Below are 16,208 nucleotides of genomic sequence, written 5' to 3' on the forward strand. Positions count from 1 at the left end.
ACGCCGGTCCTCCCTGAAGATCGTCCACTCCCTCTAGTGCACGTACCCAGGGTGTCGATGGTTCATCCACCAGCCAGCAGGTCCCGGTGCTCGACCAGCACACCCAGCCGACCGGCCGCCGCCTCGGCCAGTCGACGCTCGGCGTACGCGCCGGCCGGACCGGCCAGGTCGGGACGCTGCTCGCAGGCCGCGCCGAGCCAGCCCCGGAACCATTCGGCGGCCAGGTCGGCCTGCTCGGGGCCGAGCCGCCACGGGCTGGGCCGCTCGACCACCGGCACGCCCCGCCGGGCGAACGCGGCGGCGGTGACGGTGGCGGCGTCCGGGCCGAGCAACGGGCGGCCGTCAACGGTACGGCGCTGGTGCGCGTTGAACGCCTCCTCGACGGCGGCGTCGAGCGGGTCCTCGGGGGTGAGCCGGACCCGTCCGGTCACCGAGAGGGCGAACAGGGCGGGACGGCCGGCGTCGACGCAGGCGGTGACCACCCGTTCGACCTCCTCGGCGGTCAACATGTCCAGCAGCGCGGACGCGGTGACCAGCGCGCCGTCGGACAGGTCGGCGCCGGTCAGCCGGGTCAGGTCGCCGCAGCGGGTGTCCACGGTGACCGGCGCCCCGTCGGCGGCGGTCACCCCGGCCATGCTGTCGGCGGCCCGGGCCAGCAGGTCGGCGTCCCGGTCGTGCAGCACCCACCGCTGGGGACCGGTGAGCCGGGCGGCGAGCCAGCGGCTCATCGAGCCGGTGCCGCTGCCCAGGTCGTGGATCACGACCGGGTCGTGGCCGACCAGCCGGGGTCGGACGGCGTCCAACAGGTCCTCGGCGCGGGCCGCCGCGTCGGCCGGTTCGCGCAGACTCAGCCAGTCGGCGAACGGCAGGGTCTCCTCGACGGTCACCCCGTCACCTCCTCGAGCACGGCGGCCAGGCGCGCGGTCGTCACCGGCCAGTCGGTCAGGGTGTCGCGGCGGGCGAGCGCGGCGCGCCGCAGCCGGGACCGCAGCTCGTCGTCGCCCAGCCACCAGCTCAGTGCGCCGGCCAGGGCGGCCGCGTCGTCCGGTGGGACCAGCAGACCGGGTACGACGCCGTCGGGGGTGCGCCCCAGCGCCTCGGGCAGGCCCCCCACGTCGGTGCCCAGCACCGGCACGCCCCGCGCCAGGGCCTCGGTGACGACCATCCCGTACGTCTCGCCCCGCGAGGGCAGGACCAGCAGGTCGGCGGCGGCGTACGCGGCGTCGAGCGCCGGGCCGGTCAGCGGGCCGGCCAGTCGGACCCGGTGCGCCAGGCCGGCGCCGACCAGCCGATCGCGCAGCCGGCTCACCAGGTCGGGTTCCCGGGCCAGCGTGCCGGCGCAGACCAGCGTCCAGGGCGTCTCGGCCAGCACGCACAGCGCGTCGACCAGCAGGTCGTGGCCCTTGTGGCGGGTGACCGCGGCGACGCAGAGCAACCGGTCACCGGCGGCGTCGCCGACCGGCGTCACCGGCGCGGGCGTCACCCCGGGCGGCGCGACGTGCACGCGGTCGGCGGGCACCGCGTGACGGGCCAGCAGCCGGCGACGGGTCCACTCGCTGGTGGTGACGACGGCTCGCGCGGTGGCCAGCGCGCGGCCCTCGGCGTCGTCGTCGAGCGGCATGTGCACCAGCGGGACGAGGCGCAGCCGTGCCGCGTGCGGGGCGAGCAGGTCCGGCACGGTCGAGGCGATCAGGCCGTCGACGAGCACCACGGCGTCGTCCGGCGTGGCGGCGAGCAGCCGGGACAGGGCGGCCCGCGCGGCGCTGCCCGGGTGCGGCCACGCGCCGGACACCGGGTGCTCGTGCACCGCCCAGCCACGCTCGCCGAGCCCGGCGCAGACCCGCCGGTCGTACGTGTTGCCGCCGCTGGGCGCTCCCGGGTCGTCGATGTCGCCGGGCAGCACGACGTGCACCGTACGGCGGGCCGGCGCCTCGGGGGCGTGGGCCGGCGTCGGCCGGCCCGCGTCGATCACAGCGACCGCTCGTAGCTGGCCCAGGCGACGTGTGACTCGTGCAGGGTGACGGTGATGCCGGCCAGCTCCCGGGCGCCGGGCCCCAGGTCACCGGCGTGCACCCGTTCGGCCAGCCGGTCGGCGACGGTCCGGGCCAGCACCTCGGTGGTGGTGTTCATGCCGGCGAACGCGGGCTCGTCGTCGAGGTTGCGGTAGGACAGCTCCCCCACCACGGCCCGGAGCTGCTCGGTGGCCAGGCCGATGTCCACGACGATGCCGTCGGCGTCCAGGTCGGGACGGCGGAACGTGGCGTCCACCACGAACGTCGCCCCGTGCAGGCGCTGGGCCGGGCCGAACACCTCGCCCCGGAAACTGTGGGCGATCATCATGTGATCCCGAACGGTCACGCTGAACACGGTCACTCCCCGTCGTCGTAGGTGATGAGGTGGCAGAGCGCGGGCAGGTCGCCCGAACTCAGTCGGGCAAGTACGTCGGGCAGTTCGGCGAACCGGGACGCGCCGGTGATCAGCGCGTCGAACGCCGGGTCGTCGAGCAGGTCCAGGGCCAGCGCCAACCGGTCGGTGTAGCTGCGGCGACCGCGCCGCGCGGGTGCGACCATGCCGACCTGGCTGCTACGGACGGTGAGTCGTCCGGAGTGGAACGCCCCGCCCAGGGACACCTGCACCTGTCGGTCGCCGTACCAGCTCAGCTCGACCACCGTGCCCTCGGGCGCGAGCAGGTCCAACGCCTGTTGCAGGCCGGCGGAGGTGGCGCTGGCGTGCACGACCAGGTCCCGGTCGCCGGTGGCGTCGGCGGGTCGGGCGAACCGGACACCGAGCGCCCCGGCCACCCCGGCCCGGCGGGCGTCGGTGTCGACCAGTTCGACGTCGACCCCGGGGAACCGGGCCAGCAGCGCCGCGACGCAGCAGCCCACCATGCCCGCGCCGATCACGCTGACCCGGTCGCCGACCAGGGGCGCGGCGTCCCACAGGGCGTTCACGGCGGTCTCCACCGTGCCGGCGAGCACGGCGCGGGCGGGCGGCACGTCGTCCGGTACCGGCACCACGGCGCTGGCCGGCACGACGTACGCGCTCTGGTGCGGGTGCAGGCAGAACACCGTGCGCCCGAGCAGGTCCGGCGGGCCCTGTTCGACCACGCCGACGCTGAGGTAGCCGTACTTGACCGGCCCGGGGAAGTCGCCCTCCTGGAATGGGGCACGCATCGCGGCGTACTGGTCGGCGGGCACCCGACCGGCGAACACCAGCGTCTCGGTGCCCCGGCTGACCCCGGAGTAACGCGCCCGGACCAGCACCTCGTCGGGGCCCGGGGTGGGCAGCGACACCGGCCGGATCTCCGCCGCGCCGGGCTCGCGCACCCAGCAGGCGTACGCCTCGCGGTTCACCCTCGTACACCTCACCTTTTGTCCCGGTCGAACCGAACGGCCCTGATTTCCGTGTTCCCTGTCGGGGTCGTCGATCATAAACACGGAGGTACGGTGCCCACAGTTCGAAGCGGTCCGGTGATCGGGCTTACCGCACAGCTCGCCGTGCTGGCGACGCTGGCCGCCACCGTGGGTCTGGACGCGGCGGGTTGGCTGGCCGGCGTCGGCTACGCGGCGGTCACCTGCCTCGCGTTGAGCCGGGGCCTGCACCTGTCCGGCGCGTCCCGCCTCGGCCCCGCCGACCGGGTGACGTTGGCCCGGGGCGTCCTGGTCGGCGCGGTCACCGCCCTGGTGGTGGACTCGTTCGACCGCCCGACGCCGGTGGGGCTGCTGGTCACGCTGAGCGCGGTGGCCCTGCTGCTGGACGCGGTGGACGGTCAGGTCGCCCGGCGCACCGGCACGGTCAGTGCCCTGGGGGCACGCTTCGACATGGAGGTCGACGCGTTCCTCATCCTGGTCCTCAGCGTCTACGTGGCCCCGGCGGCCGGGAGTTGGGTGCTGGCCATCGGCGCGATGCGGTACGTCTTCGTCGCCGCGAGCGCGGTGCTGCCCTGGCTCCGGGGCGCGTTGCCGCCGCGCTTCTGGCGCAAGGTGGTGGCCGCCGCCCAGGGAGTGCTGTTGACGGTGGCCGCCGCGCGGGCCCTTGGAGAGCCGTGGACCACGCTGGTGCTGGTGGCGGCGTTGGCGCTGCTTGTCGAGTCGTTCGGCCGGGACGTGGCCTGGTTGTGGCACCGCCGCCCGGCGCCCCGGCCGGCTCGCGCACTGCGGCCGGTGCCCACGCCGACGCTGCCCACCGCGACGCTGCCGGTGCACACGACGGCGCTGCCGGTGCCCAGGCCCGCGCTGGCGGCCCGCTCGGCCGGTACGGTGCGTTCCGACTGGAGGCCCCGATGACCCTTCCCGCTCGGCGACGCCGGCTGGGCGACCGGCTGCGCGGGCGCTCCGCGTCGACCGGTGACGCCGGTGGTCGTACTCCCGTGGTGTCGCCGGCACCGGACGGCCCGGCGCGGCGGGCGCGACGGTGGGTGGGCACGACGCTGGCGGTCCTGCTGGTGTACGCCGTCCTGATCGGACCGGACCGCCTCGGTGAGCTGACCCCCGGCGCGTTCGTGCGAATCCCGCTGGAGGGTCTGCTGATCGCCGCGCTCCTGCTGGCGCTGCCGGCACGCCCACGGCGCGCGGTGGTGGCCGTGCTCGGGCCGCTGCTCGGCCTGCTGGCCATCGTGCGGCTCGCCGACCTGGGGTTCCGCACGGCCCTCGACCGGCCGTTCGACCTGGTGCTGGACTGGCTGTTGCTGGACGACGCGTTCGGCTTCGTCCGGGACTCGGCGGGGCGGGCCGGCGCGCTCGGCGCGGTGGTCGGCGTCGTGCTGCTGGTCGGAGCGCTGCTGGTCGTGGTGACCGTGGCGCTGCGGCGGCTGGCGTCCCTGTTGGTCGACCACGAGCGGACGGCGACCCGGACGGTGGCCGCGTTGACCGTCGTCTGGGTGGTCTGCGCGGTCGCCGGGGTCCGGCTCGTGCCGGGCGTGCCGGTGGCCGACGCCGGGACCACCGCGCTGGTGGGCGCGCACGCCGAACAGGTCGACGCGCGGCTGCACGACCGGAGCCGGTTCACCGCCCAGATCGACGCCGACCCGTTCCAGGACGCCCCGGGCGAGCAGTTGCTGACCGGGCTGCGCGGCAAGGACGTGGTGCTGGCCTTCGTGGAGAGCTACGGGCGGGACGCCGTCGAGGACCCGGAGTTGGCGCCGCAGGTCAACCCGGTGCTGGACGCCGGGACCGCGCGGCTGCGCGCCGCCGGGTACGGCTCCCGCAGCGGCTTTCTCACCTCCCCCACGTTCGGCGGCGGTAGCTGGTTGGCGCACGACACCCTGCTGTCGGGCCTGTGGACGGACAACGAGCAGCGGCACCGCAGTCTGCTGGCCAGCGACCGGCTCACCCTCAACGGCGCGTTCCGCCGGGCCGGCTGGGAGACCGTCGGGGTGCTGCCGGCGGCGACCCAGCCCTGGCCGGAGAAGGACTTCTTCTCGTACGACCGCTACTACGACGCCGAGGCGCTCGGTTACCGGGGCCCGAAGTTCAGCTACGCCCCGATGCCCGACCAGTACACGCTGTCCTTCTTCCAGCGGCAGGTCCGGGCCGACGCGGACCGTCCGATCATGGCGGAGATCCCGCTGATCTCCAGCCACTCCCCGTGGACGGCCGTGCCCCGCATGATCGGCTGGGACGCGGTGGGCGACGGCTCGATCTACCACGATCAGGCCACGGCGGAGGACGACGACCCGGGCGACGCCGGCCGGGCGCGGGCCGGCTACCGGCAGGCCATCGCCTACTCCCTGTCGGCGCTGATCTCCTATGTCGAGACCTACGGCGACGACGACCTGGTGCTGGTCTTCCTCGGCGACCACCAGCCCGCTCCGGTGGTGACCGGCGAGGGCGCGAGCCGGGACGTGCCGATCACCATCGTCGCCCGGGACCCTGCCGTGCTGGATCAGGTGGCGGACTGGGGCTGGCAGGACGGCCTGCGTCCCGGTCCGCAGGCACCGGTGTGGCCGATGGACTCCTTCCGGGACCGGTTCCTGACCGCCTTCGGGTCGGCGACGGCGCCGCTGGCCGCGCCTCGCTGAACTGGCCGCCAGCCACCGAACTATTCGGACAAAAGTCCCATATAGTCACAACTGCCTCGTTACGCTTTCGCTCGCACAGGGAGCAACGGGGGCATGATGAGGATTTTTGCGTGGGGCAGCCGCGGATCGCGGACGACGGCGCTGCTGGCCGTCGGCGGAGTGCTGGCGGTCACCGGCCTGCTGCCGGCGTCCGCCGCACCCACCCGGGTCAACCGGGTGCTGGCTGCGGTCGACGAGGCCATCGGGCCGGTGGATCCGGTCGCCGCGGCGTTGAGCTTCGGGGTGATGACCGAGGGCAACGCCAACGTGGTCAACGACGAGAACGAGGGCACCCTCGCCGTCGGCGGTGACCTGACCTTCGGCAACTACCAGCTCGCCGGGGCGACCGCCGGTTCGTTCGTCGTGCCGGGTGACGCCCGGCCGAGCGCCCTCGTCGTCGGTGGACGCGTGAACTTCGCCGGCAGCGTCGGTGGCACGCGCCTCCAGGTGCTCTCCAACGGGTACGCCAAGGTCGGCAACCTGACCGGCACCGTCGTCCGCGACACCGACAACAATGGCGCCCAGGTCAACACCCGAATCCTGCCGACAAACAACTACGACGCGTACCCCCGGGTCGAGTTGGTCACCCGGCAGCCCGTCCCCAGCGTCGGACCCACCTCGCCGATCAACTTCGGCGCGGCGTTCGCCTCCTTCCGCGACACCACCGCCGGTCTGGCCACCTGCGACAACACGGTCGTGCTCCGGACGCCGAACGGCGACGTGCTGCCCCGGCCGATCCCGCCGGGCAGCAACGCCGTGGTCACCCTCACCCCGGGTGTGACGAACGTGCTCAACCTGACCGCCACCGACCTGGCGAACATCGCCATCCTGACCTTCGCCAACCAGCCCACCGCCAGCACCCCGCTGCTGGTGAACGTGGACACCACTGGCGTCGGCAACACCTTCGCCTGGACCGCGCCGAACTTCGCCGGCATCGGCGGCGAACAGGCGCGGTACGTCCTGTTCAACTTCCCGACCGCGACCGCGCTCACCCTCACCCCGCAGGCCGCCACGGTGGAGGGCACGATCTACGCCCCCAACGCCAGTCTCACCGACCTCTCGGCCAGCAACACCGAGGGCAGCGTGATCACCCGTACGCTTGACCACCGCGGTGGCGAGATCCACTACTTCCCGTTCGCCACCACGCTCTCCTGCGAGGGCGCCACCCCGGCCGACATCTCGCTGATCAAGTCGTCGACGACGACATTGATCACCACTGTGGGGCAGCAGGTGCCGTACTCGTTCCACGTGGTCAACACCGGTGGCGTGCCGCTGACCGGCATCTCGGTGGCCGACACCCAGACGCCGCCGTCGTCGAACGACAACCTCGGCCCGATCACCTGCGCCGCCACCTCGCTCGCGCCCGGGGAGCGCACCGCGTGCACCGCCACCTACACCGTCACCCAGGCCGACCTCGACAACGGCGGGGTGACCAACACGGCCACCGCCCGGGGCACCCCACCCGTCGGTCAACCCGTCGTGTCCGAGCCGGACGCCCTGACCATTCCGGCGCAGGGGCTCGCCGCCGCCATCGCCGTGGTGAAGTCGTCCACCACCGCCTCGATCACCACCGTCGGGCAGCAGGTGCCCTACCGGTACCTGGTCACCAACACCGGCGGCCTGACGCTCACCGGCATCGCCGTCACTGACGTGCAGACCCCGCCGTCGTCGAACGCGAACCTCGGCCCGATCACCTGCCCGCAGACCACCCTCGCACCCGGGCAGGCCACCACCTGCACGGCCACCTACACCGTCGCCCAGGCCGACCTGGACAACGACGCGGTACGCAACACCGCCACCGCGCGGGGTACGCCACCCACCGGCGCACCGGTGACCTCGCCGCCGTCCACGCTGACCATCCCGGCGTCCGGTCTGACCCCGTCGATCGCGGTCACGAAGACCTCGACCGCCGCCTCGATCACGACGGTCGGCCAGCAGGTGCCGTACGCGTTCCACGTCGTCAACACCGGCGGACTGACGCTGACCAACGTGAACGTCACCGACGTGCAGGCGCCGCCGTCGTCGAACGACAACCTCGGCCCGATCACCTGCGCCGCCGCCACCCTGGCCCCGGGGGCACGGACCACGTGCACCGCCACCTACACGGTGACCCAGGCCGACCTGGACAACGACGGCGTCACCAACACCGCCACCGCGCACGGCACCCCGCCCGGTGGTACGCCGATCGACTCGCCACCGGCCACGCTGACCATCCCGGAGACCGGCCTGGTCGCCTCGATCGCGGTCGTCAAGACGTCCACCACCGTGACGATCACGACCGTCGGGCAGCAGGTGCCGTACGCGTTCCACGTCGTCAACACCGGCGGCTTCACGCTGACCAACGTCACCGTCACCGACGCGCAGACACCGCCCTCGTCGAACGACAACCTCGGCCCGATCACCTGCGCCGCCACCACCCTCGCACCCGGGGCGCAGACGGACTGCACGGCCACCTACACGGTCGCCCAGGCCGACCTGGACTTCGGCCGCGTCAGCGACACCGCGACCGCGCGGGGCACCCCGCCCGGCGGCAGGCCGCCGGTGCAGTCCCCGCCGTCGACGTTGACGATTCCCGGCGACGCGCCCGCCCCGGCCATCTCGCTGGTGAAGTCGTCCACAAGCGCGACCATCAACGCGGTCGGCCAGCAGGTGCCCTACCGCTTCCTGGTCGCCAATACGGGCGGCGTCACGCTGACCAACGTCACCGTCACCGACGTGCAGACCCCGCCGTCGTCGAACGCGAACCTCGGCCCGATCACCTGCCCGCAGACCACCCTCGCACCCGGCGCGACCACCACCTGCACGGCCACCTACACCGTCACCCAGGCCGACCTGGACAACGACGAGGTCACCGACGTCGCGACCGCGCACGGCACCCCGACCGGCACCGAGGTGCCCGTCGACTCGGACCCGTCCACGCTGACCATCCCGGCGGCCGACGTCACCCCGTCGATCGCGGTCATCAAGTCGTCCACCACCACCTCGATCGACACGGTCGGCCAACAGGTGCCCTACCAGTTCCTGGTGACCAACACCGGTGGCGTCACGCTGACCAACGTCACCGTCACCGACGTGCAGACACCGCCGTCGTCGAACGCGAACCTCGGCCCGATCACCTGCCCGGTGACCACCCTCGCGCCGGGTGAGTCGACCACCTGCACGGCCACGTACACCGTCACCCAGGCCGACCTCGACAACGACGCCGTCGCCGACACGGCCACCGCGCACGGCACACCACCGAACAGCGAGACCCCGGTGGACTCACCGCCCTCCACACTGACGATCCCCGAGTCCGGGCTGGTGGCCGCGATCTCGGTGGTCAAGACCTCCGAGGTGACCACGATCGGCACGGTGGGCCAGCAGGTGCCGTACCGGTTCCAGGTGGTCAACACCGGCGGACTCACGCTGACCAACGTCACCGTCACCGACGTGCAGGCACCGCCGTCGTCCAACGACAACCTCGGCCCGATCACCTGCGCGCAGACCACCCTCGCGCCGGGCGCGTCGACCACCTGCACCGCCACCTACACCGTCACCCAGGCCGACCTCGACAACGACGGGGTGACCGACACCGCCACCGCGCACGGCACCCCACCCCGAGGCGCGCCGGTGGACTCGCCGCCCTCGACGTTGACCATCCCCCAGGCGGGGGTCGTCCCCGGCATCGAGGTGATCAAGTCGTCGACCACCGTCGCGATCACCGCGCCGGGCCAGCAGGTGCCGTACACCTTCCTGGTGGTCAACACCGGCGGCCTGACCCTCACCGGCGTGACCGTGAACGACACCGTGCTGCCGCCGTCCCCCCGCGCCGAGCTCGGTGAGATCACCTGTGGCCCGCAGAACATCCCGAACGGCCAGGTGACCCTGGAACCGGGCGCGTCCATCCAGTGCCGGACGACCTACACGGTGACCGAGGAGGACTACACCGGCTCGTCCCTGCGCAACGTCGCCACCGCCACGGGCACACCGCCATACGGACCGCCGCCGGTCTCGCCGCCGTCGCCGGTGGACATCCCGATCCCGCACCCGGCGATCGCCATCACCAAGTCGGCCACACCCAGCGTGGTCTCGACGGCCGGTGACGTGGTCACCTACCGGTATCTGGTGAGCAACACCGGCAACACCCCGCTGACCACGGTGACCGTCGACGAGACGGCGTTCTCGGGAACCGGCACGCCCGGGACGATCACCTGCGGCACCCCGCCCGTCGCCAACGGCAGCGTCACCCTGCCCGCCGGAGCGAGCACCACCTGCACGTCGACCTACACCGTCACGGCGGCGGACATCGAGGCCGGCCGGATCACCAACACGGCCGTGGCGGCCGGCACGCCGCCGACCATCCCGGGCCAGGACCCACCCGCACCGGTACGCTCCGGACCCGTCAGCGCCGAGGTCACCGCCACCCGGGGCGCGGCGATCACCGTGGTGAAGTCCAGCAGCACCGAGAAGATCTACCGGCCCGGTCAGCAGGTGCCGTTCCAGTTCGTCGTCACCAACACCGGGCAGGTGACGCTGAACGAGGTGACGATCACCGACACCCTCACGGCACCGGCGTCACCGGCCAACCTCGGTCCGATCACCTGTGGGCCCGACCGGACACCCAACGGCACGGTCACCTTGGCCGCGGGCGCGGCGGTGACCTGCGCCGCGACGTACACGGTCAGCAAGGCCGACATCCACCACGGGTCGGTGCGTAACACCGCGACGGCGACGGGCACCCCGCCGGACGGTCCCGCGCCGGTCGCGCCCGAGTCCACCATCACCATTCCGGTGAAGGGCAAGCTGCCGGTGACCGGTACGGCGTTCCCGATCGGCGGCTGGATGACCGCCGGGATGCTGGCGGTGGCCCTCGGCGCGGCGCTGCTGCTGGTCGTCCGGCAGCGCAGGCTCCGCGCCTAGCGCGGCCCGTCGCGGGGGTCGGACCGGAGGGGAACCGGTCCGGCCCTCGCGGCACGTCACCCCACGGTTGTACGAGCGCCGGACATCCGCCATGCGCCTCTCGCGACGTCGTAGACAGCCCTACGGTCGACCTGCGGCGGGACGGGCTGACCGAGCCGCCACGGTCCGGACGTGGCGTACAGGTCAACGGTCACCGAGCCCGGCGTGCTGGTGGCGATCTCGCCGACCCAGTGCCGACTCTCCTCGATCAGGCGCTCGACGGTCTCGACCGGCGGCGCCGTCACCTCCACCGCCGAGCTGTCGACAAGCGCCGAGCCGACCAGCAGTGCCAGGAGACGACCCAGCAGCCCCGCCGGGACAGCCCGATCCGTCGTCTCGACGAAGACGTAGCAGTCGTCATGTCCGGAGAAGAACAGGCGCGAGCCGGGAAGATCAGGCAGGACCGGCTCGTCGAACCCGGCGGTTCCGACGGCGACGATCATCTCGTCGAGACGTCCGGCGGTGGGCGTACCCGCGAGGTCCAGCAGGGTCAGTTCGTAGGGGAACCAACCGGCCAGGAAACGGGGTAGCTCCCGTCGGTGGATCAGTAGAGCCTCCTCGCTGAGGCCGACCACACCGGACGCCAGCACGGAAACGTCATGTGCCGTAAAGCTGACGCCCTGCTCCGCCGCGATCCGCGACGGCCGCCACTGCTGGTAGTCCTCGTCGAGAAAGCTGTTCGTCTCCAGGCCGACGACCATGATCGTGTCGTTGGCGGGAGGCATGAGCACGTCGGCCAGTTCCACGGCCTGCGCCGCGGTCGCATCGACCATCCAGGAGCCGTTGATCTCGCGGACGCTGAAACTCAACGGAAAGGGCGATCCACTGACCCCCACGCTGTTCGCGGAGAACGCCCCGTGAGGTCCGACCCGGACCGTCGCGGTGCCACCGTGCGTGCGGTCCTCGGCGATCGGGGGGCCGACTGCGGCGATGTCCCTCCGCCCGGCGACGTCATATCCGGTCACGGGGTGACCCTAATGGTCAGGCCACGCTCGGGAGCACCGGCCAGGTCGCCCGGCTATTACCGCTCGGTGGCAGCGGGGCGGGCGCGTACGTGCAGCCGCTCTCCCTGCGGCCCGAAGAGGCTGAGCGCCTCTGCGGTGCCCGGCCCGGGATTGAAGAAGAGGTGCGGGATGCGGGTGTCGAACTCGGCCACCTCCCCCGGCATCAGGATCAGGTCACGGTCACCGAGCACCAGGCGCAGCCGGCCCGAGAGCACGTACAGCCACTCGTACCCCTCGTGGACCTGCGGACTCCGTCCCCCGGCGGTCGGGTCCGGCGGGAAGATCTGCTTGAACGCCTGTAGGCCGCCCGGTCGGCGGGTCAGCGGCAGGTGCGTCACGCCGTGTCTCACGATCGGCTTGGGACGTACCCGGGGGTCGCCGGTGGCCGGGGCGTCCACCAACTCGTCCAGCGCGACCTGGTAGGCCCGGGCCAGCGGAAGCAGCAGTTCCAGGGTGGGTTTGCGGCTGCCGGACTCCAGCCGGGACAGGGTGCTCACCGAGATGCCGGTCAGCTCGGCGAGCTGGGTCAGCGTGGTGCCGCGCTGCTGGCGCAGGGCCCGCAGCCGGGGCCCGACGGCGGCCAGCGCGGCGGTGTCCTCGTTTGCCATAACGGCAAGGATACTTGCCATCTCGGCGACGACGACGGATGGTGGGCTCAGCCGACTCAAGAGGGGGACTTTCCGGTGGACGAGACGTACGACGTGGTGGTGGTGGGCGGCGGCGCGGCCGGGCTCAGCGGCGCCCTGGCGCTGAGCCGCGCCCGCCGATCGGTGCTGGTGATCGACTCCGGCAAGCCGCGCAACGCGCCCGCCGACCATGTGCACAACTACCTCGGCCGGGAGGGAACGCCACCGGCCGAGCTGATCGCGGCCGGACGCGCCGAGGTGGCCGGGTACGGCGGGCAGTTCCGCGCCGGCCGGGTCCGGACCGCGACCCGCGACGACGACGCCTTCCGGCTCACCCTGGACGACGGCGACGCGGTGCGGGCCCGCCGCCTCCTGGTGGCCACCGGGCTCACCGACGAGCTGCCCGACGTACCCGGGGTGGCGCAGCGGTGGGGCCGCGACGTGCTGCACTGCCCGTACTGCCACGGTTGGGAGGTACAGGACCGGCGGATCGGCATCCTGGCGACCGGGCCGATGGCCGTGCACCAGGCCGAGATGTGGCGGCAGTGGTCCTCCGACGTGCTGCTTCTGCTGCACGACGCGCCGACCCCGGACGAGGAGACGGCCGAACGGCTCGCCGCCCGGCGCATCGCGGTGGTGCCCGGGCCGATCGCCGCGTTGGAGGTGACCGGGGACGCGCTCAGCGGTGTCCGGCTCGCCGACGGCCGGGTGGTGGCGCTCGACGTGGTGGTGGTCGCCACCCGCACGTCGCCCCGGTCCGACCTGCTGGTGGGGCTGGGCCTCGCCCCGGAGGAGGTGACCATGGGCGGGCACGTGGTGGGCACCCAGATCCCGTCCGACGCCACCGGAGCGACGACCGTGCCCGGCGTCTGGGTGGCCGGCAATGTGGCCGACCTGCGCGGGCAGGTCATCACGTCGGCCGCCGCCGGGCTGATGGCCGGGGCGGCGATCAACGCCGACCTGATCGCCGAGGAGACCCGGGACGCGGTGACCGCGTACCGGCAGTTGGTCGCCACGACCTTCGAGGAACCGGCGTGGGAGGAGCGGTACCAGTCGAAGCCGGCGGTGTGGAGTGGCCGCCCGAACCCGCAGTTGGTCACCGAGACCGCCGAGCTGACCCCGGGGCGGGCACTCGATGTGGGCAGCGGTGAGGGCGCCGACGCGGTGTGGCTGGCCGAGCGGGGCTGGCAGGTAACGGCGGTGGACATCTCGACCACCGCCCTGGGCCGGGCCACCGAGCACGCCGAGGCCGCCGGGGTCGGTCACCGGATCGAGTTCACCCACGCCGACCTGCGCGACAAGCCGCCCACCGAGGAGGCGTACGACCTGGTGACGGCGCAGTACATGCACCTGCCCCCGAAGCAGCGGCGGGAGTTGTTCGCCCGCCTCGCCGCCGCGGTGGCCCCGGGCGGGGTCCTGCTGATCGTGGGCCACCACCCGATGGACCTGTGGGCGTCGAGTCACCGACTGCACATGCCGGACATGATGTACACCGCCGAGGAGGTCGCCGCGGAACTGGACCCGACCCACTGGGACGTCCAAACCGCCGACACCCGCCCCCGCCCCGGCCCCCACGACGCCGTCCACCACGACGCCGTCCTCGTGGCCCGCCGCCGGCACTGAGCAGCCGGCACTGAGCACCGTCGATCATGGAGTCGTGGTGGCTGACAAGAGCCGCGGATCCGGGCCTTCCGGGCACCACGACTCCATGATCCGCGAATGAGGGGTGCGCGCCTTCGCACAGGGGTGGGCTCGGCGGTAGCGTTGCGCCACACTCACGGCCCGCAGGGCGGTTGACCTTGCGCCCGACGTACGGAGGATGGTGCATGTCCATCGGCGCTGAGCCGCTCGCAACACGCGACGATGCGGCCTCGCGGCCGAGCTTCGAGCTCGCCCTGCGCGGCTACGACAAACGCCAGGTGGACCGGCACCTGGAGCAGCTCGACGGGCAGATCGCCATGCTCAGCGGCGAGCACGGGCGGTCGGCGGTGCGGGTGCGTGAATTGACCGCCGAGGTGCAGCGGCTGCGCGCCGAACTGGCCGAGATGCACGAGCAGCCGGTGCAGGTGGACCGCGCCTCGTTCCAGGATCTGGGCCCGATGGTGGGCGAGATACTGACCCTCGCCGAGAAGCAGGCCGCCCTCATCACCGAGTCGGCCACCGACCGGGCCAACGAGCTGCGCGCCGAGGCGGAGCGGATCCTCGCCGACACCCGTGAGCGGGCCGCGCAGGCACGCCAGGACCTGTCCGAGGAGCTGGCCGCGCGGCGCAGCGAGCAGGAGCAGGCGTACGAGGAACGGCGCGCGGTGGCCGAGGCCGAGTTGACGGCGATTCGGGAACGCGCCGAGCAGTTGCGCGCCGACGGTGAGGCCGCGCACGAGCGCGCCCAGCACGAGGCGAAGCGCATCACCGAGCAGAGCGCGCAGCAGCTCAACCAGACCCGGGTCGCCGCCGACGCGCTGATGAAGTCGGCGCGTACCCAGATCCAGCAGGAGGTCCAGGCGGCCCGGGCCAAGAACCAGCAGGAGATGGCGCAGTGGCAGGCCGGCGTGGAGCGCGAGGTCGCCGAGCGGCGCAGCGCCGCCGAGCAGGAGATCGCCGAGTTGCAGGCGGCGGCGCAGGAGGAGCTGGCCGAGCAGCGCAGCTCCACCGAGGAGCAGATCGCCGCGCTGCTGGCCGAGGCGCAGCAGCACGTCACCGAGCTGCGTAACCGGGCCGACGAGCAGGCCGCCAGCCACCAGGAGCAGTTGACCGCCCTCCAGCAGGAGATCGCGGAGCGCCGCGAGGAGTCGGCCCAGCTGCACGCCGAGTTGGAGACCGCCCAGCAGCAGCTCGCCGAGGTCCGCCAGGAGGGCGAGACCCTGGAGAACGAGCTGTCCCGCACCCAGCAACGGCTGAGCGAGGTGCGCCGGGACCTGACCGCCGAGGCGACCCGGCTCGACGAGGCCCGGCGGGCCGGCGACTCCGCCGAGCGGCACGCCAAGGAGGTCCGCGCCCGGGTGCAGCGGGAGGCGAAGCGGGTGGCCGACCTGGCCGCCGCCGCCGTGATGGCCGCCGCAGCCGGTGGTACGGAGACGGCCGAGTACCCGATGGTCGGTCCACGGTCGACCCCGTCCCGGGCCGGTGTCGAGGTGCTCTCCGTCGACCAACCGAATGACCGCACCGACGATGCCGAGCGTGCCGGCGGCGACGAGGGCAACGCCGAGCAGTCCCACGCCGACCGGGTCGTTGCCGACGGGGTCGGTCGCCACGAGGCGGCCGCTCAGGACGGGACCCGAGCCGAGGAGACCCCGGCCGAGGCGGAGGACACCGATGGTGACCGGACCGATGACGAGCGCCCGGAGGGGACGCCCGTGCGCTATCCGGTAGCGCTTCCCGACCGGACGGCCATGTCGGGGACGTCCGCTCCGCAGCCCGAGCCGATCTTCACCCGCCCCGACCCGACGCCCGTACCCTTCCTGGCCTTCGGGCAGCCGGTCAGCGACAACGGCAACGCCCGGCACTGACCTCAGCGCTGACGGACCGGGGGGGGGGGGGGGGGGGGGGGGGGGGGGGGGGGGGGGGGGGGGGGGGGGGGGGGGG

Annotated in this window: 11 protein-coding genes and 1 pseudogene; 6 read left to right on the forward strand and 6 right to left on the reverse strand. The window is 73.2% G+C overall.

The genetic code is table 11. The features are described from left to right. Positions 1–62: 62 nt before the first annotated feature. Genes AC3EN4_RS27140 through AC3EN4_RS27155 form a run of 4 tightly spaced genes read right to left on the reverse strand, consistent with a single transcriptional unit; the run spans position 63 to position 3,353 of the window. Positions 63–887, reverse strand: a complete 825-nt coding sequence (locus AC3EN4_RS27140; RefSeq protein ID WP_435208864.1) for a class I SAM-dependent methyltransferase — start codon at positions 885–887, stop codon at positions 63–65. After that, on the reverse strand, positions 884–1,969 hold the full coding sequence (locus AC3EN4_RS27145) for a glycosyltransferase family 4 protein (RefSeq protein WP_435208888.1): 1,086 nt from the start codon (positions 1,967–1,969) through the stop codon (positions 884–886). The genes AC3EN4_RS27140 and AC3EN4_RS27145 overlap by 4 nt, the downstream gene beginning before the upstream one ends. After that, positions 1,969–2,367: a 6-pyruvoyl trahydropterin synthase family protein gene (locus AC3EN4_RS27150; protein ID WP_422735099.1), complete on the reverse strand. Its 399-nt coding sequence runs from the start codon at positions 2,365–2,367 to the stop codon at positions 1,969–1,971. The genes AC3EN4_RS27145 and AC3EN4_RS27150 overlap by 1 nt, the downstream gene beginning before the upstream one ends. A gap of 2 nt (positions 2,368–2,369) precedes the next feature. Then, positions 2,370–3,353 (reverse strand): zinc-dependent alcohol dehydrogenase, encoded by a 984-nt coding sequence (locus AC3EN4_RS27155; protein WP_435208866.1) that lies wholly within the window; start codon positions 3,351–3,353, stop codon positions 2,370–2,372. Between the two features lie 93 nt (positions 3,354–3,446). On the opposite strand from AC3EN4_RS27155, the gene AC3EN4_RS27160 reads away from it, so the two are divergent. From AC3EN4_RS27160 to AC3EN4_RS27175, 4 genes and pseudogenes are all read left to right on the forward strand, one after another. Next, complete coding sequence (locus tag AC3EN4_RS27160; protein ID WP_435208868.1) at positions 3,447–4,286, forward strand: CDP-alcohol phosphatidyltransferase family protein; 840 nt, start codon at positions 3,447–3,449, stop codon at positions 4,284–4,286. Next, positions 4,283–6,019 (forward strand): sulfatase-like hydrolase/transferase, encoded by a 1,737-nt coding sequence (locus AC3EN4_RS27165; RefSeq protein ID WP_435208870.1) that lies wholly within the window; start codon positions 4,283–4,285, stop codon positions 6,017–6,019. Before AC3EN4_RS27160 ends, AC3EN4_RS27165 begins: the two co-directional genes overlap by 4 nt. A gap of 96 nt (positions 6,020–6,115) precedes the next feature. Then, positions 6,116–7,489: pseudogene (locus AC3EN4_RS27170) on the forward strand (choice-of-anchor A family protein); the annotation flags it as partial. 105 nt (positions 7,490–7,594) lie between these two features. Continuing rightward, entirely contained in the window at positions 7,595–10,957 is a 3,363-nt protein-coding gene (locus tag AC3EN4_RS27175; protein ID WP_435208890.1) for a DUF7507 domain-containing protein, read from the forward strand. A gap of 56 nt (positions 10,958–11,013) precedes the next feature. Here the strand turns inward: AC3EN4_RS27175 and AC3EN4_RS27180 are convergent, their stop codons facing one another. Then, positions 11,014–11,961, reverse strand: coding sequence for a hypothetical protein (locus AC3EN4_RS27180; protein WP_435208872.1), 948 nt, complete (start codon positions 11,959–11,961; stop codon positions 11,014–11,016). Between the two features lie 56 nt (positions 11,962–12,017). After that, positions 12,018–12,608 carry a helix-turn-helix domain-containing protein gene (locus AC3EN4_RS27185; protein WP_435208874.1) on the reverse strand — a complete coding sequence of 197 codons (591 nt, stop codon included), beginning with the start codon at positions 12,606–12,608 and terminating at the stop codon, positions 12,018–12,020. 75 nt (positions 12,609–12,683) lie between these two features. On the opposite strand from AC3EN4_RS27185, the gene AC3EN4_RS27190 reads away from it, so the two are divergent. Continuing rightward, the gene (locus tag AC3EN4_RS27190) at positions 12,684–14,249 is read left to right on the forward strand and encodes an FAD-dependent oxidoreductase (protein WP_435208876.1); all 1,566 of its coding nucleotides are present in this window, start codon (positions 12,684–12,686) and stop codon (positions 14,247–14,249) included. Between the two features lie 203 nt (positions 14,250–14,452). Then, complete coding sequence (locus AC3EN4_RS27195) at positions 14,453–16,132, forward strand: coiled-coil domain-containing protein (protein ID WP_435208877.1); 1,680 nt, start codon at positions 14,453–14,455, stop codon at positions 16,130–16,132. Positions 16,133–16,208: the final 76 nt, after the last annotated feature.

It is taken from the genome of Micromonospora sp. bgisy143, assembly GCF_057708145.1.